Source organism: Candidatus Hydrogenedentota bacterium (assembly GCA_019637335.1).
Taxonomy (GTDB): Bacteria; Hydrogenedentota; Hydrogenedentia; order Hydrogenedentales; family JAEUWI01; genus JAEUWI01.
In genome coordinates, this window is record JAHBVV010000035.1 from 24,750 (window position 1) to 44,483 (window position 19,734).

At 64.4% G+C, this 19,734-nt stretch carries 16 protein-coding genes and 2 pseudogenes; 6 read left to right on the top strand and 12 right to left on the bottom strand.

What is annotated here, in order from left to right:
* Positions 1-159 precede the first annotated feature (159 nt).
* The gene (locus KF886_24250) at positions 160-1,377 is read left to right on the top strand and encodes a hypothetical protein (protein MBX3180474.1); all 1,218 of its coding nucleotides are present in this window, start codon (positions 160-162) and stop codon (positions 1,375-1,377) included.
* A gap of 27 nt (positions 1,378-1,404) precedes the next feature.
* Here the strand turns inward: KF886_24250 and KF886_24255 are convergent, their stop codons facing one another.
* The 3 genes from KF886_24255 to KF886_24265 are packed head-to-tail and all read right to left on the bottom strand — an operon-like array spanning position 1,405 to position 5,003.
* Complete coding sequence (locus KF886_24255) at positions 1,405-2,646, bottom strand: HDOD domain-containing protein (protein ID MBX3180475.1); 1,242 nt, start codon at positions 2,644-2,646, stop codon at positions 1,405-1,407.
* The gene (locus KF886_24260) at positions 2,624-3,736 is read right to left on the bottom strand and encodes a response regulator (protein ID MBX3180476.1); all 1,113 of its coding nucleotides are present in this window, start codon (positions 3,734-3,736) and stop codon (positions 2,624-2,626) included. Before KF886_24260 ends, KF886_24255 begins: the two co-directional genes overlap by 23 nt.
* Before the next feature lie 13 nt (positions 3,737-3,749).
* The gene (locus KF886_24265; GenBank protein ID MBX3180477.1) at positions 3,750-5,003 is read right to left on the bottom strand and encodes a PAS domain S-box protein; all 1,254 of its coding nucleotides are present in this window, start codon (positions 5,001-5,003) and stop codon (positions 3,750-3,752) included.
* Between the two features lie 206 nt (positions 5,004-5,209).
* Between KF886_24265 and KF886_24270 the strand changes: the two genes are divergently transcribed.
* From KF886_24270 to KF886_24285, 4 genes are all read left to right on the top strand, one after another.
* Positions 5,210-6,385 (top strand): radical SAM protein, encoded by a 1,176-nt coding sequence (locus KF886_24270; protein ID MBX3180478.1) that lies wholly within the window; start codon positions 5,210-5,212, stop codon positions 6,383-6,385.
* A 44-nt stretch (positions 6,386-6,429) separates the two neighbouring features.
* Positions 6,430-7,356 (top strand): ribokinase, encoded by a 927-nt coding sequence (locus KF886_24275; protein MBX3180479.1) that lies wholly within the window; start codon positions 6,430-6,432, stop codon positions 7,354-7,356.
* A gap of 18 nt (positions 7,357-7,374) precedes the next feature.
* Positions 7,375-8,808 carry a DUF1501 domain-containing protein gene (locus tag KF886_24280; protein ID MBX3180480.1) on the top strand — a complete coding sequence of 478 codons (1,434 nt, stop codon included), beginning with the start codon at positions 7,375-7,377 and terminating at the stop codon, positions 8,806-8,808.
* A 79-nt stretch (positions 8,809-8,887) separates the two neighbouring features.
* Entirely contained in the window at positions 8,888-11,038 is a 2,151-nt protein-coding gene (locus KF886_24285; GenBank protein ID MBX3180481.1) for a hypothetical protein, read from the top strand.
* Positions 11,039-11,190: 152 nt separating this feature from the next.
* On the opposite strand, the gene KF886_24290 is transcribed toward KF886_24285, so the two are convergent.
* A complete protein-coding gene (locus KF886_24290) occupies positions 11,191-11,385 on the bottom strand; it encodes a hypothetical protein (GenBank protein ID MBX3180482.1) in 195 nt (64 codons plus the stop codon).
* A 363-nt stretch (positions 11,386-11,748) separates the two neighbouring features.
* Between KF886_24290 and KF886_24295 the strand changes: the two are divergent.
* Positions 11,749-12,166 (top strand): annotated as a pseudogene (locus KF886_24295) (MGMT family protein).
* Here KF886_24295 and KF886_24300 read toward each other — a convergent pair.
* From KF886_24300 to KF886_24335, 8 genes and pseudogenes are all read right to left on the bottom strand, one after another.
* Positions 12,118-13,524 carry a TonB-dependent receptor gene (locus KF886_24300; protein MBX3180483.1) on the bottom strand — a complete coding sequence of 469 codons (1,407 nt, stop codon included), beginning with the start codon at positions 13,522-13,524 and terminating at the stop codon, positions 12,118-12,120. The pseudogene KF886_24295 and the gene KF886_24300 sit on opposite strands and share 49 nt — an antisense overlap.
* 196 nt (positions 13,525-13,720) lie before the next feature.
* Complete coding sequence (ruvB, locus tag KF886_24305; GenBank protein MBX3180484.1) at positions 13,721-14,746, bottom strand: Holliday junction branch migration DNA helicase RuvB; 1,026 nt, start codon at positions 14,744-14,746, stop codon at positions 13,721-13,723.
* A 6-nt stretch (positions 14,747-14,752) separates the two neighbouring features.
* Positions 14,753-15,358, bottom strand: coding sequence for a Holliday junction branch migration protein RuvA (gene ruvA / locus KF886_24310; protein MBX3180485.1), 606 nt, complete (start codon positions 15,356-15,358; stop codon positions 14,753-14,755).
* A 105-nt stretch (positions 15,359-15,463) separates the two neighbouring features.
* Complete coding sequence (locus KF886_24315) at positions 15,464-15,715, bottom strand: DUF2442 domain-containing protein (GenBank protein ID MBX3180486.1); 252 nt, start codon at positions 15,713-15,715, stop codon at positions 15,464-15,466.
* 5 nt (positions 15,716-15,720) lie between these two features.
* Positions 15,721-15,978 (bottom strand): annotated as a pseudogene (locus KF886_24320) (DUF4160 domain-containing protein).
* Between the two features lie 1,349 nt (positions 15,979-17,327).
* The gene (locus tag KF886_24325; GenBank protein ID MBX3180487.1) at positions 17,328-17,552 is read right to left on the bottom strand and encodes a hypothetical protein; all 225 of its coding nucleotides are present in this window, start codon (positions 17,550-17,552) and stop codon (positions 17,328-17,330) included.
* A gap of 253 nt (positions 17,553-17,805) precedes the next feature.
* Entirely contained in the window at positions 17,806-18,789 is a 984-nt protein-coding gene (locus KF886_24330) for a metallophosphoesterase (GenBank protein MBX3180488.1), read from the bottom strand.
* The gene (locus tag KF886_24335) at positions 18,789-19,691 is read right to left on the bottom strand and encodes a sugar phosphate isomerase/epimerase (GenBank protein ID MBX3180489.1); all 903 of its coding nucleotides are present in this window, start codon (positions 19,689-19,691) and stop codon (positions 18,789-18,791) included. Before KF886_24335 ends, KF886_24330 begins: the two co-directional genes overlap by 1 nt.
* Positions 19,692-19,734: the final 43 nt, after the last annotated feature.

Here is a 19,734-nt window from a genome sequence, read left to right on the forward strand (position 1 = left end):
CCGCGTGGATGCGCCTGTTCCATTTTCGGGCGCGCCCGCGTCTTGAGGAACGCCGCCCCGAACCTGCTACCATCGGGACAGGGCGGAACTGTGTGCGCCCGAGGAGGGTTCCATGATCCCACACCATACCCGGAGCAGCGGGCCGGATGCGGAGCGCCCATGAAGCCCGAACTCGTCTGGCTGCCAGACATTGAATCCGAATACCTGCTGGCCTGCCTGCTGCGCCGGTTGCGGCCCGATGCTCCGGTCACGGTCCTGGCGGCGCCCGCCCTCGCCCACATCGTAGAGCGCGCCGCCGCGGGCGTATCGCGCCCCAACGTTAGGCCCGTCGCGGTGACGCCCGGCGATCCGCTGCCCGACGCGGTCGCCGCGATACGTGCGCCGGATTGCGTCCCGCGGGTGATGGTCCCGGCGTCGCTGGATCAGGTTCCCATGCGCTACCGGCCCGCGCTCATGCCGGAAGTCGCCACGCACTATCCATGGATTCGCCAGTTGTGGTCCTGGGGCTTTCGCGAGATAGCCTTTGTGGGGCATGGGGAAGAGCACGTGTTGTCTGTGCCCTTTCTGCTGGACGCTTTCCGCGATCGCCATGAGGGCCAGCGCTGTTTTGTCCTCGGAAATGGCCCCAGCCTTAACGCGATCGACATGGCCCGGCTGAAAAACGAGATCACGCTGGGATCCAACCGCTGCTTTCTCGGTTACGAGCAGTGGGGATTCCCCTGCACCTACTGGGGCGTCTACGACAAGTACCAGATCGAGCAGTACCACCTGGAATACGAGGCCGGCGTTCCCCACGACACCATCAAGTTCTTTCCGGCGGAATACCTGCCGGTGCTGCGCATAGCGAACGGCTGCCCGGTCAACAGCGTCTGGCCGACCGGCGTGCCGCGCGCGTTTTCCGCGGATCCGGCGCAGACCTTCGTCGGGTTTACCGTTTCCTACATGCTGATCCAGATCGCCGCGTGCATGGGTTGCGATCCGATCATCCTGGTCGGCATGGACCACCGCTACGAGCTCGACCGGCGCGGCTATGTCCGCGCCCTGCGATCGGCACGTCGCGCGGCGGCCCGGCAGTTGCGCGGCGGTCGGGTGTATGGCGTGGCCAACGCGGCCTGGCGCGCCTGGCGCAAGGGCGGCGGCCCCGCGCCGGACCCCGCGCTGTGGTCCACCGAAAACGCATCCGCGCCCACGCACTTTACGGAGCGCTACACTGCGGGGGGAAAGAACCGGTTCCTGCCGCCCGAGCCGGAAGAAGCCGAACGGGACTTTGACTGCGCCCAGGCCTGGGCCGCCTCCAACGGGCGCCGGATCCTGAACGCCACGCCCGGCACCGCGCTGGAAAGCTTCCCGAAAGCCGACTTTGATTCCTTGTTCTGAAGCGAATCGCGCGGTTAGAGCGGCGGGCTAAACCGCGGACGGCTTGCAGCAATCCTGCCACGTGTCAATGCGATCGGCGAAACCCAGGCGCTCCAGATACGCGGAGTCCGGCGCGACTTTCACCGCAATGGAAGCGTCGGAGTCCTCGCAGAAACAGTTGGCCATGTGGACGGCTGTGAGCGCGGTGAACGGGGCCGCCTCGTCCAGGGCGCGGCCCGGCTCCAGCAGGCTGTAGTCTTCCGGCGGCGCGCCCGACGGACCCAGGTGGAAGGCGATGGCCTCGATCACGGGATCCGGCAGGCCCCAGAGTTCGAGGAGATAGCTCCCAATCTGGGCGTGCGTAACCCCCAGGACTTCCCGCTCCGCGTCGGCGAGCGCCATGGGCCGCTCGTCGGCCAACTGGATTGCGCGGCCGAACGCGTCCGTGAGCTGGGTGGCCAGAATTAACTGGCCCACTTCGTGGAGCAGGCCGGCGGTGAAGGCGCGATCGATGATCTGGCGATCGCTCGTCTCCTCCCGCGCGATGTTCCGCGCGGCCTCCCCCACGGCGAGGCAGTGGGACCAGAGGCTCTCCAGGCTGAAGCCGGGGGGCAGTTTTTTGCCCACCGGCATATCAAAGACTTCCGCCATCAGGACGACGTTCTTGAGGTTCGCCAGCCCGAGCATGGAACAGGCCTGGAGCAGATTCGAAATCGGATTCCGCAGCCCCATATAGGCCGAATTCACAATCTGCAACACCTTCGCGCTGATGGCCGCGTCCTGTTCGATGAGCTTGCCGATCTCGCTCACCGACGCGTCCTCCCGCACCATTTCCTGGAGGACCCGCTGGTAGATCACGGGCAACGCCGGCAAGCGCCCCATCTGGTGCAGCGTCTCCTTCATCGGGCCCGCGTTCAACTGGTTGCGCAGCGCAAACGCGCGCGACACCGCGTTGTACAGGCGCTGCGGCTCGCACGGTTTGCCCAGGATCTGGTGCGCCACGTTCGAAACCTTGAGGATGAGCTGGCTGTCGGTCGTGCCCGTGAGCACGAAACGGACCGTGCTCGGGAACTCGTCGCGCACGGTCAGCAGGAAGTCCGCCCCGTTCATCCCGGCCATATTCAGGTCGGTCACAACCACGTCAAAATCCGGGAATTTCCGCATGGCCTCCAGCGCTTCGTCCGCGGACTGCGAGAAGCTCATGCTCCAATCGCGGGCGACCGTGCGCAGCATGCGCTTGAGCCCGTTCAGGACGTTTATTTCGTCGTCAACGAATAGAACTCGTTTCATCGGGTCCCACCATAGTTTCCGTTTCCGCGTGCGCCTGCCGTATCGCTTCGAATTCCTCCACAATGCGCTCGAACGCGTCGAAGACATCCGGTGCGAAGTGCGTTCCGCGCGCTTGCCGCATAATATCCAGGGTCTGCGCCACGCTGAAGGCGGGCTTGTAGGCGCGTACCGAGCGGAGCGCGTCGTAGACATCCGCGATGGCCACGATCTGGCCGGAAATCGGGATTTCATCGCGTGCAAGGCCGCGGGGATAGCCCTCGCCGTCCCAGCGTTCGTGATGGGTCATGGCAATTTCCGCGGCCAGTTGGCGGAGCCCGTTGTCCTGTTGCTCTGTGTCCCCGTCGGGGGCATCGCCCGCGCCGCCGTTGGCCCCAAAGTGCGCATGCGGCTCTTCCAGCAGGATGGCGGCCCCGATCTCGCAGTGCCGCTGCATGATCGATCGCTCGTCCGGCGTCAAGCGGCCCGGCTTGAAGAGTATCCCGTCCGGTACGCCAATCTTGCCGATATCGTGCAGCGGGCTCGTGATAGAAAGGGCTTCGCGGTAGGCCGGGGAAAGCGCCAGCGCCCGCGCCAGGGCACAACTGCAATCCGCCACGCGCAGCACGTGCGCGGCGGTGCGCTCGCGGACCTTCTGCTCGAGGATGGCGTTCTGGTTCCGAAGCCGGTCCCCGTACTCCTTGATCCGTAAAGCGCTGCGGACGCGCGCCGTGAGATCGTCGAGATTCACCGGCTTATTCAGGAGGTCCGTGGCGCCGAGGTCAAGGCCGCGCCGTTTCAGGTGGCTCTCGGCGTTCCCCGTCAGGATAATCACCGGGATGTCCCGTGTCGATTCGTCCGCCTGAAGCTCCTGAAGCAGGTCGAAGCCCGTCTTGCGGGGCATGCTCACGTCCGTCACGATCGTGTCGATACGCTGCCGGCGCGTCAGTTCGATGGCCTCGTCCGCGCCCCCCGCGAAGAAGAGTTCCCAGGGCTCTCGCTGGCCGCGCAACAGCCGCCGGAGCCCCGCCAGGAAATTGGGCTCGTCGTCCACGAACAGAACATGCTTCTTTCGCGCTGTTGCTTCCGTTGTGCTCGTCTCGTTGCCAGACAAACGTGGTCCTCGCTCAGCCCGCGCCCGCGGCCTGCTTGCCCTGAAGCGGAAGGCTCAGGGTGAATAGTGTACCTTTTCCCGGAGCGGAATCCACGCCAATCGATCCGCCCAGGCGATCCACCACGACCGCGTGCACGAGCGCGAGGCCCTGGCCGGTTCCCTTGCCGATATCCTTCGTCGTGAAAAACGGCTCAAAGATGCGTTGCAGGTTCTCCGGCGGGATCCCGCAGCCGTTGTCGCCAATGCCGATTTCAACGCGATCGCCCGCCTCGCGAGTGAAGATCCGGATCACCCCGGGTTCCCGCTTGCCGCCGCCCGCCGCCGCTTCCTGGATCGCGTGCGAAGCGTTCACGACCAGATTCAAGAGCACCTGATTGAATGATCCGGGATAGCACGGTACGGGCGGCAGGTCGGAGGCCAATTCCAATTCGACCGTGGCCGCGTGCTTCCATTCTCCGCGCGAAACCGCCAGCGTGTTCTCGATGGCGCGATTGACGTCAATCGAGGACCAGTCCTCGTCGCCCGGGTGGGCAAATTCCTTCATGGCCCGAACGATCGCGGCTACCCGGTCGCGCCCTTCGATCGATTGATCGATGGCCAGGGGTAGCTCATCGCGCAGGAAGTCCAGGTCGATTTCCTCGCGAAGCCGCTGAAGCGCGTCCCGGTCCGGATCCGTAAGCCCGGCCCGCGCGCACGCCGCTTCCAGCGCATCCACCAGGCGAAGCAGGCCCGAAACCCCATCCTTGAGGAACTGGATATTGTCGCCCACATACTGGATGGGCGTGTTAATCTCGTGCGCGATGCCCGCGGCGAGCTCGCCGATGGCCTCCATCTTCTGGAGATGCCCGAGCTGCGCCTCAAGCCGCGCCTCTTCCGTCGTGTCGCGGATGCAAAGGCAGTACCCCACCAGGCCACCGGTATCGTCGCGCACCGCCGTGGTCACCCCGCGCGCCCAGCGGTCCACGCCATCGCGATGCCCTATGGCAATGCGCCCGGACCAGCGACCGTCCGTCTTGAGCGCCGCGCGGATCTCGTCGCAGAGCGCGCGGTCGTGCGCCTGCGCGCGCAGCACTTCGATCGAGCGGCCAAGGAGATCGTCCGCCGCGCGGCCCGTCAAGTGGACGAGGGCGGAATTCACCCACGTAAACGTCCCATCGATGTCTGTCAAACCCACGGCGACATCGGACTGCCCTATCGCAAGCAGTAACTGCGATTCCAATTCCGCGGAGAGGGCTCCCCCACCCTGACCATTGTTCGCGTGTTCCATAGCTGGCTCCCTGCATTCACGTAGCGGCGGTCCATGACCGCCCGCTTCCCCTCGTGTAACGCACCCAAACCCGTATCAAGCATACCACACCACGCCGCCGGGAGGTAATTAATTGACAGGCGATTTTTTCTGTTCGTAACAGCCCGCCGGTCGGTGTTAAAATGGCGGGCGTACACCCGCGGAATGCCGTCCCTGAAAGGAAAGCCATGCGCGACAGCAGCGAAAGCAGCCGGTTTCGTCTCGCGCGGCTCTATGACGCCGCGCAGCGCATGTACAGCGAGGCTCCCTACCGGTATATGCGCTCCGGCTACGCCTTTCCGGCCTGGCACTACTTCATCGAAGTCACCCGCCGCTGCAATCTCCGCTGCAAGATGTGCCAGTACATCGACTGGCTCGAAAACGTGCCCGTTAAGGAGCAGAAGCGGGGCGAGTTGAGCACAGAGGAGTGGCTGGAGGTCCTCGGCCAGATTCAGCGCTTCAGCCTCGTCACCTTTACGGGCGGCGAGGTCTTTGTCCGCAGCGATTTCATGGAACTGCTGGCCTTCGCCAGCCGCCGTTCGCGCACCCACTTCATTTCCAACACCACCATGCTTCCCGAGGAACGCGCCGAGGCCATCGTCGCGCTTGCGCCGCGCCGGACCGGGGCCGCCGGATTCAATTTTGCCGGCACGTCCATCGAGGGCCCCGGCGACCGGCACGACGAAATCCGGAAAATGCGCGGCGCCTGGGATCGCAGCATGGCCGGGATCCGCGAATTGCGGCGCTGCAGAGAAGCCAGCCGGAAATCCTGCCCGCACATTCATGTGACCACCGTCATCCAGCAGGACAATGTGGACGTGCTCCATTTCATGCCGCGCCTGGTCGCCGAGGCGGGCGCCGATGTGCTCAACCTGGTCACCGAAACGCGCATGCACGACCTGCCCGGTTTTGGCGAAGTCGACCCGTCGATCTACCGCCACGAAGACGTCCAGTGGCCCCACATTGACCGTTCGCTGCTCGCCGCGGCGCTCAACCGGACCCTGGACGAAGCCCGGGCCGCCGGTATTGAGGTGCGGCTTCCGCGGATGCCGCGCGAGGACTTGCTGAGTTACTACGATGGTTCCGGAATCGACCTGAAAGCCTACGAGTGCCGGAACGCCTGGAATACCCTGATCATCGGACGGACCGGCGACGCCTATCCCTGCTGGATGCAGTGCGTCGGCAATGTTCGCGAAAGCACGCTCAAGGAATTGTGGAACAACGCCGCTATGCGCTCGTTCCGGCAGACCTGCCAGCAGAAGCTCTTTGCGCCCTGCCCGGGCTGTTGCTTCCTGGAGCACCGTGGCGGACTCCAAACCGTGCGCGTCCCGTCTTCCGAAACGGCCACGCTGCGCGCGACCTGAGGCCCGTGATCGATTCATTATGCAAGCAAAGGAGAGGTTGAGGAATGGCCCGGAGGAACATCCTGGTGCTGGGAAGCGCCAATATCGATCTGGTCGCGCGCGTTTCGCGCATACCTCGGCCGGGCGAGACCCTCATCGGACAATCCTTCGCCACCATCTGCGGGGGCAAAGGGGCCAACCAGGCCGTCGCGGCGGCCCGCCTCGGGGCGGGCGTCACGTTTCTGGGCTGTGTCGGCGCCGACGCCTTCGGCGATCAGCAGAAGGCGAGCCTGAATGCCGCCGGCGTCGATCTGTCCCTGCTGAGGACCACCGGCGATGCGCCCACCGGCACCGCGATCATTGAAGTGAGCGACGCCGGCGAGAACTCGATTGTGGTTGTCCCCGGCGCGAACTTCGCCCTCACCCCGGCGGATGTCGAAGCGAGCCGCGCCGCCTTCGAAGCGGCGGACGCCGTGCTCATGCAGCTCGAAGTGCCCGTTGCTGTCGTCGAAGCCGCGCTGGAACTCGCGCGGCGGACCAACACGCTCTCCATACTGGATATCGGATCGGATCAACCCATTACCCCGGAGATTCTCGGGAAGGCCGACGTAATCAGCCCGAATACCAGCGAGGCCGAGCGCCTCACCGGGCGCACCATCGATACGCCCGACGCCATCCGGGAGGCCGCCCGCGCGATGATCGGCTATGGCGCGCGCCATGTCGTCATGAAACTCGGCGATCGCGGTTCGCAGGCCTTTGGGCCGGGAGGGGAGTGCGCCGTTCCCGCGTTTACTGTGGATGTCGTGGATACCACCGCCGCGGGCGATGCGTTCACGGCCGCCCTCGGCGTCGCCTGGGATCCCCGCGACCTGAATTCAACCCTGCGTTTTGCGAACGCCGCCGGCGGCCTCGCCGCCACCCGCGCCGGCGCCCAGCCCAGCCTCCCGGACCGGGCCGCCGTCATTGCCTTGCTGGAGCGCGCCTCGGACTGAGGCGAAAAGGAGAACGCGATGGACCCGATCGAGGAGCACGGACGGCTGCTGACCCGCCGGCAGTTCTTTGGCCGGGCCAGCGCCGGCATCGGCGCCGCCGCCCTCGCCTCCCTGATGGCCGGCGCGACCGCCCACGCAACCGCGCCGCCGCACCACCTCGCGCCGCGCGCGAAACGGGTTATCTTTCTCTTCCAGTCCGGCGGCCCGTCCCAGATGGAGCTCTTCGACTACAAGCCCGCGCTCGAACGCTTCCACGGCCAGGAACTCCCGGCTTCCATCCGCATGGGCCAGCGCCTCACCACCATGACCTCGGGACAAAGCGCGCTGCCCGTCGCCGCGTCGAAGTTCGCCTTTCACCAGCGCGGCAAGAGCGGCCTGTGGCTCAGCGAGGCGATTCCCCACCTCGGCGGCGTGGCCGATGATCTCTGCGTAATCCGCTCAATGCACACCGAGGCCATCAACCACGATCCCGGCATGACCATGATGCAAACCGGCAGCCAGCAGCCCGGACGCCCCTCCTTCGGGGCCTGGCTGAGCTACGGCCTCGGCAGCGAAAACGCGAACCTGCCCGGCTTCGTCGTGCTCGTGTCCTTTGGCAGTTCGAAGCGCCCCGCACAACCCCTCCGCCAGAATCTCTGGGGCGCCAGCTTCCTGCCCTCCGAACACCAGGGCGTCTCGATGCGCCCCGCCGGCGACCCGGTCCTCTATCTGAACAATCCGCCCGGCGTCGACGAAGCCGCGCGGCGGCGCATGCTCGATACCGTCGCCACGCTGAACCAGTCGCAATACCAGGCCTTTGCGGATCCCGAGATCAACGCGCGCGTCGCCCAGTACGAAATGGCGTACCGCATGCAGATGTCCGTCCCGGAACTCACAGACATTGCCGGTGAACCCAAGTCCGTGCTGGATCTGTACGGGCCGGGCGTCGAACAGCGCGGGACCTACGCGGCCAACTGCCTGCTCGCGCGGCGCATGGCCGAGCGCGGCGTCCGCTTCATCCAGCTCTACCACCGCGGCTGGGATCAGCACGGCAACCTGCCCAGCGACCTGGCGGCCCAGTGCGCCGATACCGACCAGCCCACCGCGGGCCTCATCAGGGACCTGAAGCAGCGCGGTCTGCTGGAGGACACCCTGATCGTATGGGGCGGCGAGTTCGGGCGCACCGCCTACTGCCAGGGCGGTCTCACGCGCGACAACTACGGCCGCGATCACCACGGCCGATGCTTCTCGCTCTTCCTCGCGGGCGGCGGCGTTCGGGGCGGCCTGGCCTATGGTGAAACCGACGACTACGGCTACAACATCGCGCGCAACGGCGTGCACGTCCACGACCTCCATGCAACGCTGCTGCACCTGCTCGGGATCGAGCACGAGCGCCTCACCTTCCGGCACCAGGGGCGGGACTACCGCCTCACGGATGTGCACGGCCGCGTTGTCCGAGATATTCTGGTATAGATTGGGGGCATCTTTCGATTCAGATTTACGGTGGCGCTGGATGGCCACCTCAACACTCCAACATGTCGGGAATCATGTCATGAAACAGAAGTACGTGCGTCTCCATGTCCTGTTCGCCGCCCTGTGCCTGCCGCTGCTGCTGTTGGCGGCGGGCGCCGCCACCGCGGCCACCCCCTTCGGCGATCCGGGGACTATTACCGAATACGAAATCGCCGCCCCGCACCCGGAGGCCGATTCCACCGTCGCGCGGGTGGTCCTGACAGCCGGCACGGTGGATGCCTGGGATGGCGCGCCCGGCCAGTGGCTGCGGATAGAAACGACGTCGTACAACGGCGGCAGCCTGCGGTTCTGGTTGCTCAGCGCGGAATGGCCCTCCGAAAACCTGGGCGAGGCGCGGGCGCAAGTTCTCCGTTACATCGTACAGCAAGGGGATCAATCCCCGGTGGAGTATCGCCACGCGGTGTCGAAACGCGCGGTGCTCCCGTCCAACGGGGCCTGGGCGTATCTGCTTCCGCGCCCGGCTGGGGAAGACGCCGTGGCCCTTCTCGGCCACCGCTACGCCCGGAGCGCCTCCAGCGCCGGATCGCCCGCCGCGCCGCCCGCCGATCCCAAACTCCACCTGCTCCGGCCCGATGTGCTGACCGGCGTGCCCCACAACACCCGCCAGGCCGATGAAACCCGCCGCTACGACGACTCCGAATACGAGTACATCCCGCTCGTTCAGGACGATTTCGACACCATGGCGGATACGGGCCTGAACTGTTACCGGGCCGAACCCGACCTCGTTCCCTGGTATGAGGAGCGCGGGCTCTTTTACTACGGCGGGCTGGATCTCCCCTATCCCGGCCTCCTCTACAACCCCCTCTACCTCGGCCCGGGCCTCTTCCTTGACGAGCCCGCCGTCGTAACCCGCGACTACGCCATCCGCCCCCGCCTGCGCGAGGATCCCGCGTTCCGGCGCGACATTAACCCGCAGGCCGCCATGGAGGCCTTCGAGGAGCACTTCACCAAAGTCATGACCGAGGGCGCGCCCATACAGTACATGAAGCGCCTCGCCGATCGCCCGGATATCGACACGGGCGACATGCAGTTCCTCCAGGCCAGCCTCTACACCTGGGAAACCATGGTCAGCTCCGCGGCCTACCAGCTGCTCTACGACCCCGTCTCGCCCGGCGCCATCGTGTTCGAGCCGCCGGGACACATCGGTGTCCGCCGCACCACGCCCGCCTGGAATATGAGCTACGGCTGTGAAATTCCGATCACCGGCCGCGACCATTTCATCGACGTCATCATCGGTTTCGTACGGGGCGCCGCGCGGGCCAGCGACAAAGAGTGGGGAATCAGCATCTACGGCAGCGTGGACCATGCCGACGCCGGCGCTTTTATTTCGCGCGCCTACGAACTCGGCGCCACGCGGTTCTTCTACTGGGACAGCGCCCGCCTCGCCTGCGTGCCCTTCGGCGAAGTGCTCGACCACACGCGCCATCTCACGCGCCAGGCGACGATCTACCCCAACCGCGATCTGGACCGCCTCAAGCACGCCGCCGAAGTCGCCATCCTCTTTCCCGCCGGCTACAATCTCGGGCACGTCTTCATGGGCAAGGGGATGCTCTGGGGCGTCAGCGAATTGAACCTGGAGCGGAAAAACCGCGCGGGCGTCACGTACCGCACTGTGATGGGCAACCTGTTCACCGAGATCGAGCGGTGCCTGCGCATGGGCATCGCCTTCGACCTCCTGTGGGACCTGCCCGCCGTGAGGCCGCGGGGCTATCGCGAGGTCGTGCGTATTCGGGAGGAGGGCGCCGTGGAAGTCACGGTGAACGGCGTTGTCGAAGTGCTTCCCGGACCCCGGACCCCCGAGCGCGCCGGCGGCGCGGGGCCAGGTCTGGAGATTGACGCCCCCGAGACCGCCCAGGCCCCCGCTGCCATCACCGTCACCGCGCGCGTCGTCGAGGGCGATGCGCCGGTCTACTATTCCCCAATTCCGGATCTATCCGGCGTCCACCACAACGAGCGCGTTCTGTGGGAGGTCTACGGCCCCGAAGAAGAGGATCACTTCCACCGCGTTCCGGTCATCGAAGCGGGAGATGTCACGCAAACCGGCCCGAACACGCACGACGTGGAGGCGACCCTCAACATCGAGAAGCCCGGCCGCTACCGGATTCGCGCCGCCACAACCGATCTCGCGGGCCGCTCCGCCGTCGTCTGGCGCGACCTCGAAGTCCAGTGATGCCCCCAAGAATGGAGAGGGTGCGCGGCGCGGTGGTGTGAGCCGCGCCACGCACCAGAGGGGGGGTGCCTGGAATGGTCCGCCTTGGGAAGCGGACTTGGAGGCGCCGGAATTGGACTGTCTGCGGGCGGCTGTTCCACCGCGCGCGAACCTCAGAAGAGCTGGAGCACCGCCGCGGGCTGATCCGCGTGGACCAATACCCAGCTTTGCTGGTAGATCACGAATCCAAAGACGCAGAGCGTCGGCTGGCTGATCCGCGTGAAAACCTTCATCCCGCGAAACCTCGCCAGATACCACGCCATGATCGGGGACTGTGTACGTACGGCCTGCGTCGCTGTCGGATTCATCTTTTTCTACCCTCCTCATCGGTTCCGCGCTCACCCGCGGGTTGGTTTCTGTCAACAATTTCCTATAGGCAAATTCCATGCCAATCAGAATAAAGAAACCCATAAACCTTTAATATATAGTGATTTATACGCATTGCATTGTGGGTGGGGCCTTGGCGGGAGCAGAAAACACGTCCGAACAGGGTCCAAAATTGTACGAAATATGCACCCGAGATTTCCGGCCGTACAAATTTGTGGCCCCCGCCTCACTCCCCCGCGTCACGCGGGCGCCGCGCCGCCGTCGCCCGGAGCCAGCGGTTGCTTGAAAGCGCTGCGTATTGCGGGGCGTGGCGTGCGCGGGAGGCGGTCCGCTATGCTGTGCTCATGCGAAACTTCTATGACGCGGTGTATACGCTGGTCCGCGACATTCCGCCGGGGCGGGTGATGACGTATGGCCAGATAGCGACGATCCTGGGCGCTCCGCGGGCGGCGCGGGCGGTGGGGTACGCCTTGCGCGCGCTTCCGGAAGGAACCGATGTGCCGTGGCAGCGGGTGATCAATCACCGGGGCGGGATCAGCGCGCGGGGAGAGGCGGCGCGGCCGACGTTGCAGTATGAATTGCTGGCGGAGGAGGGGGTGGCCTTCGGGGCGGACGAGACGTGCGATCTGCGGGTGTACCGCTGGGAGCCGGCGGACCCGGAGGCGTATCACTTCACGCCGTCGGACGAATTGCCGTTTTAGGAGGGCGCCGCGTTATTCGGAGTCGAAGTTAAACAGGCGCCGCTTGATGATCGTATCGTAGACCACCTCGGGAACGCTCTCCTTCCAGTCGCGGCGCCCCTGGCGGATCTGCTTGAGTATATCGCGCGACTGTATGCGGAGAACGCACTCGTCGGCGCCGTCCAGCGGAACGATGTGGCCGTTTTCCATGAGGTGGCGCAGCAGGAGGCGCACCTTGTTGGCCACGCGGAGGTTTTCCAGGGTGACCATCTCGCCGTCTTCGCCCAGGACGGGATAGACGTAGAGGCGGATGTTGCCGGAGAAGAGCTTGCCGAAGGCCTCGAGGATGCCGCCTTCGAGATCGGTGTAGTACTTCTCGTTGAAGATGTCCTGGATGTTGGGCACGCCCAGGACGATGCCGATCTTGCGCTTGGTGAATTCGTTGAGGTAGCTGCGGAGGCGGAAGAAGCGCAGGTAGTTGGAAATGAGGACGGTGAAGCCGAGGGCGCCGAGCATGTCGACGCGGGCGAGGAAATCCTGGGTATCGATCTCGCCTTCGTTCATGAGGCTGGCCATGGTCAGCTCGGCGAGCACGATGGTGCAGTTTTCGTCGGTGCCATCCTCGTTGATGAACTGTTGCCTGCCGCAGCGCGCCATGTCCATATTGACGTTGGTGACGGGGCGGAAGCTGCCGCGCAAGACGAGGCAGTTCATTTTGTAGAGGGTGTCCGTGGGGGTGGAGACCTCGCCGTGCGGCGAGAACATGACGGCGTTGGTCATGCCGGACTTGACGAGGTGGAGCGCCATGAGGCGGTTGTCGACATCGTCAAAATAGGGCCCGCGGAAATCGACGGAATTGATTTCGATGCGGCCGGGCTCGAGATTGTCGACGAGCGATTCAATCAGCCGGGTGGGCGTCCGGTAGTGGTAGAACATGCCGTAGAGCAGGTTTACCCCGAGGACGCCCAGCGCATACTGCTGCTGGCGGTTGGCGGAGTCGAGCATGCGCACGTGCAGGATCAGATCGCTCGGGGGGGCGCCCGGATAGAGTTGCGCGCGCACGCCCATCCAGCCGTGGCACGGGCCGCGGGTCTTGTAGCCGGCGGCCTTGACGGTGTCGGCGATGGCGAAGAAGCAGCTGTTCTTCGGGCGGGTGTCTTTCAGGCGCTCGGTCAGGAGGTTGAACTCCTTGTCGAGCATTTTTTCGAGGCGGCTGCGGCTGACGTAGCGGCCGCGCTCCTCCTCGCCGTAGATGGCGTCGCTGAACTGCATGTCGTAGGCGGACATGGTCTTGGCGAGGGTGCCGGCGGCGCCGCCGGCCTGGAAGAAGAAGCGTGCGATTTCCTGGCCCGCGCCGATTTCGGCGATGGTGCCGTATTTGTGGGGGTCGAGATTGATCTCCAGCGCCTTCTGCAAGGTGCTGTTGATATCTTCTCCCATTTGCGTGCTCCTTTCCTGTACTGGGGCGGAAGGGGGTGACCCGGGGAGGGTTGGATGCGATTGTACTTCGCCGGTGGCGGGTATCATTGTCCAGCCTTGCGGGCGGGCGCCCGCGATCGAAACTGACCAAGCAGCGTGTCCCCGACGAACACCCTGAAGCTACAAACAGGGCGCCATTATGCGGCAGGGGCGTCGGCTAAAACAACTCGGGCGATTCGTGGCGGGGCGGCGGGGTGCGTCCCAGGTGCTTCCAGGCCAGGGGGGTGGCGACGCGGCCCTGGGGGGTGCGCTTGAGGAAGCCGAGCTGGATCAGGAAGGGCTCGTGGACCTCCTCGAGGGTCTGGCGCTCCTCCCCCACGGCGACGGCGAGCGAGGCCAGTCCGACGGGACCGCCGCCGAACTTTTCGATGGCGGTGCGCAGGATGCTCCGGTCCATGTCATCGAGGCCGAGGCTGTCGATCCGCAGCAGTTCGAGCGCGGCGTCGGCCATGGGGCGCGTGACGACGCCGTCGCCCTTGACCTGGGCGTAGTCGCGTACGCGGCGGAGGAGGCGGTTGGCGACGCGGGCGGTGCCGCGGGAGCGCGTGGCGATTTCGAGGGCGCCGTCCTCCTCGATGGGGACTTCGAGAATGCGCGCGGCGCGGAGCACGATGTGCTTCAGCTCCTCGGGCGAATAGAACTCGAAGCGGCAGGTGTCGCCGAAGCGGGCGCGCAGGGGCGGGGTCAGGAGGCCCGCGCGGGTGGTCGCGCCGATGAGGGTAAAGGGTTTGAGGCCGATCTTCATCGAGCGCGCCGTGGGGCCCTTGCCCAGCATGATGTCCACCTCGAAATCTTCCATGGCGGAGTACAGCGTCTCCTCGACGGCATGGTTAAGGCGGTGGATCTCGTCGATGAAGAGGACGTCGAAGGCTTCGAGGCTGGTGAGGATGGCGGAGAGGTCCGCCTGGCGCTCGATGACGGGGCCGGAGCTCTGCTTGATGTCGACGCCCATTTCGTTGGCCAGGATCCGCGCCAGGGTGGTCTTTCCGAGGCCCGGCGGCCCGCTCAGAAGCAGGTGGTCGAGCGGCTCGTTGCGCCCCTTGGCGGCGGCGATGGCGATGGCCAGCTTATCCTTGATGGGCTCCTGGCCGGGAAACTCGCTCAGGCGCTGCGGGCGGATCTGATCCTCGGCGATGGTGTCCTCGCCCTGGGCGGCCGGGTTGATGATTTCGTCGTGCGCCATGGCCGGTTACACCTTCGCCAGCGACCGGAGCGCGGCCCGGACCACGTCCTCGTCGGTCGCGCCTTCGCCGAGCTGCTTGCGGGCGGCGGCGGTGGCCTTTTTCGCCTCGGCGGGCGTGCACCCGAGCGAGATGAGGGCCTCGTAGGCGTCGTCGCCCTCCGGTGCGGCCTCCGCCTTTTCGGGCTCACCGATAATCGCGTTGAGGTCGGGGTTCTGCTTCAGTTTGGTCTTCATTTCGAGGACGATGCGCTGCGCCATGGCCTGGCCGACGCCGGGGATCTTCGTGAAGGCCTTCACATCGTTCTCCAGCACGGCCTGGCCGAAGGCCTGGACGGAGAGTCCCGAGAGGACGTTGAGCGCGACCTTCGGGCCGACCTTGTTGATGGAGAGCAGCGTGGTGAAGAGGGTTTTCTCCTCTTCCTTCAGAAAGCCGAAGATCTGGAAGGCGTCCTCGCGGATATGGCAGTAGGTCAGGAGCGTGACTTCCTGGTGGACGGCGAGCTTGCGGTAGACCGTTTCGGGCACGGCAATCTCGTAGCCGGCGCCGCCCACATCCAGGGCGATGTGATCCAGGGATTTTATTGCGACCGTGCCGCGTAAGAAGGCGAACATGGGTTGGTTGGGCCTCGGTAATGTGGTTTCCTGCGGCCTACTGTACTGAATATAAATACAGATTTTCAATTCACATCGGCTACCGAGGGAAAACAGCCCGGGAGTTCAGCGGGTCGCTTCGACGGTGGCCTCCAGCAAGGCCCGCAGAAATTCGGGCGCGAAGTCTGCGCCGTTCTCCCACGCGAGGGTATGTCCCGCAAGGTGGAAGTTGCGGAAGTACGCTGGATTGTTGAGTGGCTCGAATATCTCTCCGTCCAGTTCTCCCGCCAGATCGACCTCGCCGGAGGCGCCGTCGTTAAACGTCAGGTGGACGCGAAAGTCCCCAAGGTAGGATGCATCAATAACCCAAGGTATCATCAGATTCACTCCAGTGGCGCTATCTTCTTTAAAGGCCGGCGTTGCTGCGCCAGGACCCAGTTGTCGCGCAATTCGTCCTGCCTTGCAGCATACCACTCCAAAACCAGGTTAAGCGCGCGACGTGGGAACCTGCCCGAGACAATCCCAGTTTCGATTTCCACCGTAATCGTATACTCGCCATACTCCGCGTGGAAGTGGGCAGGCGGATGGTCTTTGTAATAGAGGTAGATGGTGATTCGATGAAATCTACATATTTATAACAGTTTTGCCGTCTGAAGCAAAGTAGAACTTCAACCACGAAGGTCACGAAGAAAAGCAGAGAAGAGCTTTGACCGCAGAGAGCGCAGAGGGTGTTGTTGTGCGCGTACGGACTGGTGCGGTTGGTTGAATGAGGGCGAGTTTTTAACCACGAATGGACACCAATGCACACGAATGCGCCGGGAGCAGCGGCTGGCCGCGATCAGGAGCTGTGACCACGGATTACACAGCGCAGCCTCTGGCCGCAACCAAAGTAATGATCACCACGAAGTGCGCGAAGGTCACGAAGAGAAAGAGAGACGGTAGCACTTTAGCGGAACGAAGCACCCAACGCCTTGGAGGCGATTTTCGGTCAAGACGGGCGTGAATAGCAGGATCGCGGACATTTTCGCCTCGGCGGACCTTCGGCACGTCCGCGGCAACGGGAGCTCGGGAAATAAAGTGAGGTAAGTGGTTTGGAATGGAATCCCGGCGTCCCAAGGAGCGGAAAGCATTGGGGACCCGCGCCTCTTCAAGTACACATCGACCACGAAATGTCTTGCGCTCGTCCCGCCGCGGAGATGAATGTCCGCGATCCTTTGCGCCTTTCGGCGCTGAACACAGCCGGGACGCCCGCCTCCGGCGCGTCATGGAGCTGTGCCACTTTCCTTGCGAGGTGGTTTTGCTGGGGTGAGGGGAACTTTTTGGAGGTGGGCTCACGTTGCCGCAGGCAAGAATGCCCGCGATCCTTTAGCCGTGCATCCTCTCAAATTGCCGGAGTGCCTGGGACTATATATGCTCGCTACTTCAGACGGCTAAACTGTTACGAATATCGTTTCTTCAGCGCCGGAGGCGCCGATCATACCAGCCTGTTCCGCAGGGCCAGGAAGAATGCCGACTTCCCCACAGACTTTCAAGACGCGTTGCGTCACCCATTACGGATGAAATCGTGCCCCTGACTCTTGGCGCTGTTCTGGAGTCTCGCACGCTCAAGCCTTCGCGGCGGAGCCGCGGAGCTTGAACGTGGCGCCCGTGGCTCCCTTTGAAATTTCAGCAGAAACCCCCATAAAAAAAGGGCGCCGCCGGGACCAAGGGGGGATCGTGCTTCAGGTCGCCGGCGGCATGCAGGGGGTTGAGGAAGATCGTTCAAATGTCGTTTTTGGGACCCCTTGCATCCGGTTAAGGAGGGCGCCGCCGGGACCCAGGGGGATCGTGCTTCGGGTCACCGGCGGCATGCAGGGGGTTGAGGAAGATTGTTCAACTGTTGGGCCGGGCTCCCTCGCTCCAGGTTAAGGAGGGCGCCGCCGGGACCCAGGGGGGATCGTGCTTCGGGTCGCCGGCGGCATGCAGGGGGTTGAGGAAGCTCTTTCAACTATTAGTTCGGGCTAAACCACCCGTTCTGGTTAAAGGGTATGTGGGCGTATTCGCGCCGGAACTGGCGGGCCTGTTTGGCCAGAGCCAGCCCCAGCTTCCAGAGGCTGTGGTTATTCGACAACCACGCCTCCAGCGCCTCATTGTCCAGACTGTCGACGGAGTTCGCGTCCTCTTGGCTTTCCTCGCGGTAGTCCGCGTCCCAGCTTCCGAAGTCGTCGAAGTCCATTGGTCACCGTCCTTGTGTCGTCTTTCGGCTGCTCTGTCCGCCGTTGACAAGCGAATTATGCCCTGAAAATCATGAAGAAAGATTAACAAAACGGGAACAATTAAATAAAACCTGCACGGAGCGGTGAGTAATTCAATTAAATCGATTATATTGGAGTGTGTCTAAGTCGAACTTTTGCGCAAAAACCGGCTTCTTGCCTTGGGAAGGGTGCGAATCAGCACATGCGGCAGGTTCCGGGGGATCGTCGGGCGGGTCAGGCGTTCCGGGCATGGTGGAGGGTGTGGATCGTGACCTCGGGCGGACAGAAGAAGCGTACGGGGACCATGCTGCAACCGGCGCCGGCGGAGGTGTAGCCCTGGAGCTGGTGGTAGGTCCAGGGGCCGCTGTCCATGGCGCGGGGATGCTGGGCGTTGCGGAGCGGGGCGAAGCCGCCGGGCAGGCAGATCTGCCCGGCGTGGGTGTGGCCGCAGAGGACGTAGTCGATGCCGCAGGCGAGGGCTTTGCGGTAGGTTTCGGCGGTGTGGGAGAGGAGGATGGTGGTTGCTTCCTGGGGGATGCCTTCCAGGGCCCTTTCGAGGTTTTCCGTTTCGTAGTAGTGGGGGTCGTCGATTCCGGCGAGGTAAATCCGGTCGCCGCCGCGATCAATGGTTGCGTGCTCGTTGAGGAGCATGCGCAGGCCCATGGCCTCGAGTGGGGACGCCATGCGGAGGCTGTCGTGGTTGCCGAGAATGCCGTAGGCCGGCGCTTTCAGGACTTTTACCACGCGGGCGGTCTCTTCCATGGCGCGGTCGATCGGTCCGAAGGTCTCCGCGCGGTAGTCGCCGGTGATGACACAGAGATCGTATTCGAGCGTTTCGAGGAGACTGCAGAGCGCGGCGGTGATCCCGGGGTCGATATCGAGGTGGAGGTCGCTGAGGTGGAGGATGCGAAAGCCCTCGAAGGCCGGGGGGAGGCGGCGGAGGAGGATTTCGCGTTCGACGAGGCGATGGCGCCGCGCGTTCCAGTTGCCCCACCAGTAGGTGAGGCTGGCGCGCAGGATAAGCTGAAGGGTGATGCGCAGCACGGGGAAGTTTTCGGGGTGGAACCGTGTCCGGCCCCCCCCGAAAACTTCCGCGGCGTGGAAATGCTCGACGTTCATGCGTTGGCGGTAGTGGTGCGCGCCGAGGCGATCGCGCAGGCGCGGGAATTCCAGGGGAATGCTTTCACCACCGTCAGGGATGGTGGGCTGCTGATTCATCAGGCCGTGGCCGCCCCCTCGGCGAAAAGCGTCATGCGCCGGGACAATTCGCGCAGCCAGGCATCGTCGCCCCGCCCGAATTCCTCGGTCACCCAGCCGGTATAGCCGATATCGGCCAGGGCCTGGCGGACAACGGGCCAATTCACGTCGCCCTCGTAGGGGAGGTTGCTCCACTCATAGGACTTGCGGGTGAAGTCCTTGACGTGGATGCGGCGGATGCGCTTTCCGAGGGTGCGGATCCAGTCCTCGGGATAGCCGAAGATAACGACATTACCGATATCGAAGTAGGCGTGCACCCAGGGGGATTCAAACTGGTCGACATAGGTGGCGAATTCGAGGGGGCTGAGGAGGAACTTATTCCAGACGTTTTCGACCGCGATGACGACGCCGAGTTCCTCGGCGAGGGGGATCATGGGGCGGATGTTTTTCTGGGAGTTCTCCCAGGCCTGGGCGTAGCCGACTTCCTCGTTCACCACGGCGGGGACGAGCAGCACCGTGTCGCATCCCATGGCGTGCGCGGTCCGGAGGGCCTGGGCGATTTCGGCCTGGCCCTTTTTGATGACCTCGGGGTCGGGGCTGGACATGGGCGCGCCCCAGCCGCCGTAGGTGATGGAATGTACGGGCACACCCGCTTCCCGCGCCTGATCACCGCGGATTTTGGCGGCGTCGAGGTCGTCCATGGGGTAGGCCTCGATGCCGTCGAAACCGGCGTCCTTCGCCAGGGCGAATTTTTCCGGATCGGTGGGGAGATCCGGAAGTTTGTTGTATTGGAGAGCCTTCTGGAGGGGCGGGAAGCTGGCTTCTGCCGCGGCGCGGCTTGCGGAAGCGGCCAGGGCGATGCCGGCGCCGGCCGCGGCGGTGTGCTGGAGGAAGCCGCGCCGGTTCATGGCGTAGGGGGACATAGTCATCATCCTTTTCTTGGAGAGTCGTGTGGAGCGGGCGCCC

What these genes read in the sequence shown, in the direction of transcription:
- KF886_24250 (MBX3180474.1), top strand. Translation starts at nt 160, where the DNA reads ATGAAGCCCGAACTCGTCTGGCTGCCAGACATTGAATCCGAATACCTG.
- KF886_24255 (MBX3180475.1), bottom strand. Translation starts at nt 2,646, where the DNA reads ATGAAACGAGTTCTATTCGTTGACGACGAAATAAACGTCCTGAACGGG.
- KF886_24265 (MBX3180477.1), bottom strand. Translation starts at nt 5,003, where the DNA reads ATGGAACACGCGAACAATGGTCAGGGTGGGGGAGCCCTCTCCGCGGAA.
- KF886_24270 (MBX3180478.1), top strand. Translation starts at nt 5,210, where the DNA reads ATGCGCGACAGCAGCGAAAGCAGCCGGTTTCGTCTCGCGCGGCTCTAT.
- KF886_24275 (MBX3180479.1), top strand. Translation starts at nt 6,430, where the DNA reads ATGGCCCGGAGGAACATCCTGGTGCTGGGAAGCGCCAATATCGATCTG.
- KF886_24280 (MBX3180480.1), top strand. Translation starts at nt 7,375, where the DNA reads ATGGACCCGATCGAGGAGCACGGACGGCTGCTGACCCGCCGGCAGTTC.
- KF886_24285 (MBX3180481.1), top strand. Translation starts at nt 8,888, where the DNA reads ATGAAACAGAAGTACGTGCGTCTCCATGTCCTGTTCGCCGCCCTGTGC.
- KF886_24290 (MBX3180482.1), bottom strand. Translation starts at nt 11,385, where the DNA reads ATGAATCCGACAGCGACGCAGGCCGTACGTACACAGTCCCCGATCATG.
- KF886_24300 (MBX3180483.1), bottom strand. Translation starts at nt 13,524, where the DNA reads ATGGGAGAAGATATCAACAGCACCTTGCAGAAGGCGCTGGAGATCAAT.
- ruvB (MBX3180484.1), bottom strand. Translation starts at nt 14,746, where the DNA reads ATGGCGCACGACGAAATCATCAACCCGGCCGCCCAGGGCGAGGACACC.
- ruvA (MBX3180485.1), bottom strand. Translation starts at nt 15,358, where the DNA reads ATGTTCGCCTTCTTACGCGGCACGGTCGCAATAAAATCCCTGGATCAC.
- KF886_24315 (MBX3180486.1), bottom strand. Translation starts at nt 15,715, where the DNA reads ATGATACCTTGGGTTATTGATGCATCCTACCTTGGGGACTTTCGCGTC.
- KF886_24325 (MBX3180487.1), bottom strand. Translation starts at nt 17,552, where the DNA reads ATGGACTTCGACGACTTCGGAAGCTGGGACGCGGACTACCGCGAGGAA.
- KF886_24330 (MBX3180488.1), bottom strand. Translation starts at nt 18,789, where the DNA reads ATGAATCAGCAGCCCACCATCCCTGACGGTGGTGAAAGCATTCCCCTG.
- KF886_24335 (MBX3180489.1), bottom strand. Translation starts at nt 19,691, where the DNA reads ATGTCCCCCTACGCCATGAACCGGCGCGGCTTCCTCCAGCACACCGCC.